This window comes from Micrococcus sp. ACRRV (genome assembly GCF_022346985.1).
Lineage (GTDB): Bacteria > Actinomycetota > Actinomycetes > Actinomycetales > Micrococcaceae > Micrococcus > Micrococcus porci.
The window spans coordinates 1-4,257 of record NZ_JAKRNH010000151.1 but is presented as its reverse complement, the minus strand read 5'-3'; the positions used below and the strand labels follow the sequence as shown (position 1 = coordinate 4,257).

Genomic DNA, 4,257 nt, shown 5'->3' with positions numbered 1-4,257 from the left:
GCGGGGGAGGGCGCCGCCCCTCCGGCGCCCTCCCCCGCCGGCGGCGCCACGGCCGCCCCCTCGCACGGTGCGGCGGACGCGCGGCTGCGGCGCGGGCTGTCGATGCGGCACATCCAGTTCATCGCGCTGGGCTCGGCGATCGGCACGGGCCTGTTCTACGGCTCGGCCACCGCCATCCAGCTGGCCGGGCCCGCCGTGATCCTGGCGTACCTGGTGGCCGGGGCCGCCGTGTTCATGGTGATGCGCGCCCTCGGGGAGCTCGCCGTGCGCCACCCCGTGCCCGGCTCCTTCGGCCAGTACGCCGACCGCTACCTCGGCCCGTTCGCCGGGTTCGTCACCGGATGGACCTTCGTGTTCGAGATGGTCGTGGTGGCCATCGCCGACGTCACCGCGTTCGGCGTCTACATGGGCTTCTGGTTCCCGGACACCCCACGGTGGATCTGGGTGACGGCCGTGATCCTCTTCATCGCCGCCGTGAACACCCGCCACGTGAAGGTGTTCGGTGAGCTGGAGTTCTGGCTGAGCATCGTGAAGGTGAGCGCCATCCTCGCGATGGTCATCGGCGGCGTCGCCCTGCTGGTCATGGGCGTCTCCCTCGACGCCGCCACGCCGGCGGGCGTGCAGAACCTGGTGGACCACGGCGGATTCGCCCCGCACGGCGCGGCCGGCGTGCTCGCGGCGCTGTCCGTCGTCGTCTTCGCCTTCGGCGGCGTGGAGACCATCGGCATCACCGCCGGCGAGGCGCAGGACCCGGGCCGGGCCATCCCCCGCGCCGTGAACGCCGTGCCCGCGCGGATCCTGCTGTTCTACGTGATGACGATGGCGGTCATCATGTCCCTGGTGCCGTGGGACCGGATCACCGGGGAGGCCAGCCCGTTCGTGGAGATCTTCTCCACCCTCGGCGTCCCCGCCGCCCCCGCCATCCTCAACCTGGTGGTCATCACCGCCGCGATCTCCGCGATCAACGCGGACACCTTCAGCGCCGGGCGCATGCTCTTCGGCATGGCGCAGCAGGGGCAGGCCCCGGCCGTCTTCGCCTCCGTCTCCCGCGGCGGCGTGCCGTGGATGGCGACCGTGGTGATGGGCCTGGCACTCGCCGTGGGCGCCGTGCTCAACGCGGTCATCCCCGAGGACGTGTTCGTCGTCGTGGCCTCGATCGCCACGTTCGCCACCGTCTGGGTGTGGCTGATGATCCTGCTCGCGCACATCGCCATGCGCCGGGAGGTCGCCCGCCGCGGCCTGCCCGTGTCCGCGTTCCCGGTGCCGCTGTGGCCGGCGGCGTCGTGGGCCGCCGTGGCGTTCGTGCTGCTCGTCGTCGGCCTGCTCGGCTGGTTCCCGGAGACCCGCGTGGCCATGATCGTGGGCCTCGTGTGGCTCGTGCTGCTCGGGGCGGCCTACCGGCTGTTCCTGCCCGGCCGCGGCCGCAGCCGGCCGGACCTCGAGGAGGGCGCCGCGTCGTCGGCGTGAGGCCCGAGCGGGGCGGGCTGTGATGGGATGTCCCGGTGAACACCACCCCTGCATCCCGATCCGAGCCCACGTCTGGGCAGGGCGCCGCCGCCTCCGCCGCAGCGCCCCACAGCCACTACGACATCTTCGTGGGCGTCTTCGTCGCCCTCCTGATCCTCTCCGGCGTCACCGCCGCCAAGCTCTTCTACGGCCCCACCGTCCCCGGGGTGTCCGACGTCTTCTACGGCGGCGGGCCCCTGATCTTCGACGGCGGCGCCTTCCTGTTCCCGCTGTCCTACGTGGTGGGCGACATCCTCGCCGAGGTCTATGGCCTGAGGCGTGCGCGCCGGGCGATCTACATCGGCTTCGCCATGCTGGTCGTCGCCGCCCTCACCTACCGGCTGGTCGCCCTGACGACGCCGGTGGAGGGCTTCGAGGCCTGGGACCAGGCGCTCGCCCCCACCCTGCGCATCACCCTGGCCGGCCTGGCCGGGTACATCGTGGGCAGCCTGCTCAACGCCACCGTGGTGGCCCGCATGAAGGCCCGCATGGCCGAGCGCGCCGTGGCCTGGCGGCTCATCGCCTCCACCCTGGTGGGCGAGTTCTTCGACACCCTGATCTTCTGCCTGGTGGCCTTCGCCGGGAAGATCACCCTGGCCGACCTCGCGAACTACACGGTCACCGGGTACGTCTACAAGTGCCTCGTGGAGATCTGCATCGTGCCGGTGACGCTGCTGGTCATCCGTTGGCTCAAGCGGCACGAGCCGACCTACCGGGCTCAGCCGACGCCCGCCCCCGTGAGCGCGCCGACCGCCTGAGCGAAGTCCTCGAACACCCTTCTGGGGTCGCAGCCCGTGACGCGTCGCGCGTTCGGGCGGCGGCCCCAGATGCGTCTGTCGTCGTGGACGGTGGTGCCGCGCAGCAGCTCCGAGTCCGCCTCGACGTCGACGACGGTCGCCTGCAGCGTGACGTCCGCCTGGCCCGCGGCGACCTGGGCGGCGACGAGGTCATGCAGGTGGGCGATGTACCCCTGGTCGTAGTCGTGGTGGAACTCGAAGTAGAACCGCAGGGCGTCCGCGAGGACGTCCGTGACCGGGTGGCCGGTGTCCGCAGCGGACCAGGCGACGCGCGGGCGGTCCGCGGACCAGCCGACGGGGCGGGCACCGGCGTCGCGCAGGAGGGCGTCCAGGAGAGTGGGCGTGTAGGCGACACGCTCCGTGGTCTCGAGCGCGCAGACGATCGGCAGGCGGTCCTCGGGCAGTCCCTCGACGGCCGCGAACACCTCCTTCGCGGAGTCCGGGTCCACCCAGGTGTTCCACTCGGCGGTGGGCGTGGTGTTGCCCGGATGATAGAAGGAGCCGCCCATGATCACGATGCCGCGGGCGAGGAACGGCAGGCGCGGCTCGGCGCGCAGGGCGAGGGCCAGGTTCGTCAGCGGCGCGGTGCAGAGGATCGTCGTCTCCCCGGGGTGGGCCCGCAGCTCGTCCAGCCACACGTCCACGGCGGGCCGGGGCGAGAGCCGCTCGGGGCGGCGATCGATCCGGGCATGGCCGAGACCGCCGTCGCCGTGGGTCTCCGGGGTGGTGACCGCGGGGCGGCGCAGCGGGGTCTCGGCACCGACGGCCACCTCGACGTCGGCCCGGCCGGCCAGGTCCAGCACCGCGGCCGTGTTCAGGGCGCAGTCCCGGGCGGTCGCGTTGCCGCCCGTGGTGGTGACGGCCGCGAGCTCGGGGCCGACACCGAGGCGGTGGGCGCCCACGAGGTGGAGCAGGGCGCAGGCGTCGTCGATGCCGGTGTCGACGTCGGCGAGGAGGCGGGCGGTCACGGCGGCCACTGTAGTGCCGTCGCGACCGCCCGACCGATCAGGTGCGGTCCTCCCCGGGTCCGTGACCGCCGGGCGTCACGGGGTGGGCGTGCCGCCGTTGGCGTTGAGGGTCTCGCCGTTGACGTAGCTGGACTCGCCCGAGGCCAGGAACACGTAGGCGGGCGCCATCTCCACGGGCTGGCCGGCGCGACCGAGCGGGGTGCTGTGGCCGAACTCGGGGAGCTTCTCCTCGGGCTCGCCGTAGGACACGTGCTGCACCGTCCAGATGGGCCCGGGCGCCACCGCGTTGACGCGGATGCCCTTCGGGCCGAGCTGCTCGGCCAGGCCCTTGGTGAAGTTGTTGATGGCGCCCTTGGTGGCGGCGTAGTCGAGGAGCCTCGGGTTGGGGTTGTAGGCCTGCACCGAGGTGGTGTTCACGATCGTGCTGCCCGGGCCCATGTGCTTCAGCGCGGCGCGGCTGAGCGTGAACATGGACATGATGTTGATCTGGAACGTCTCGTGGACCTGCTCGTCGGTGAGATCGACCAGGTCATCGGAGATGAACTGCTTGCCCGCGTTGTTCACGAGGATGTCCAGGCCGCCGAGGCGCTGCGCCGCCTCGTCCACGAGGGAGGCGCGGTAGTCCACGTCCATCAGGTCCCCCGGCAGCGCGACGGCGGTGCGCCCGGCCGCCTCGATCGCCGCCAGGACGCGGTCGGCGTCGGGCTGCTCCTGAGGCAGGTAGGCGATGGCGACGTCCGCGCCCTCACGGGCGTAGGCGATGGCGACCGCGGCGCCGATGCCGGAGTCGCCGCCGGTGATCAGGGCCTTGCGGCCGGTCAGCCGGCCCGCCCCCCGGTACGAGTCCAGACCGATGTCCGGGACGGGATCCGTCTTCACGTCCAGGCCCGGCTCGGGCTGGCGCTGCTTGGTGATGTGGAGCTTCGGGTGGCGGGTGCGCGGGTCGTCGTGGGCCACCTGGGAGTCCTCGACGGTGGGGGTGGTGG

4 protein-coding genes are annotated in these 4,257 nt (G+C 72.6%); 2 read left to right on the top strand and 2 right to left on the bottom strand.

The genetic code is table 11. From position 1 onward, the window contains the following. The coding region (locus tag MHY29_RS11420; RefSeq protein WP_370643530.1) for an amino acid permease at positions 1 to 1,467 on the top strand (1,467 nt) is incomplete at its 5' end. A 35-nt stretch (positions 1,468 to 1,502) separates the two neighbouring features. Beyond that, positions 1,503 to 2,264, top strand: coding sequence for a queuosine precursor transporter (locus MHY29_RS11415; RefSeq protein ID WP_239241315.1), 762 nt, complete (start codon positions 1,503 to 1,505; stop codon positions 2,262 to 2,264). On the opposite strand, the gene MHY29_RS11410 is transcribed toward MHY29_RS11415, so the two are convergent. Together MHY29_RS11410 and MHY29_RS11405 are read right to left on the bottom strand one after the other, a co-directional pair. Further along, the gene (locus tag MHY29_RS11410; protein WP_239241313.1) at positions 2,225 to 3,271 is read right to left on the bottom strand and encodes a nucleoside hydrolase; all 1,047 of its coding nucleotides are present in this window, start codon (positions 3,269 to 3,271) and stop codon (positions 2,225 to 2,227) included. The genes MHY29_RS11415 and MHY29_RS11410 overlap by 40 nt on opposite strands. 75 nt (positions 3,272 to 3,346) lie before the next feature. After that, positions 3,347 to 4,257, bottom strand: a 911-nt coding sequence (locus MHY29_RS11405; RefSeq protein ID WP_255718919.1) for an SDR family oxidoreductase, incomplete at its 5' end; no start/stop codon positions are given.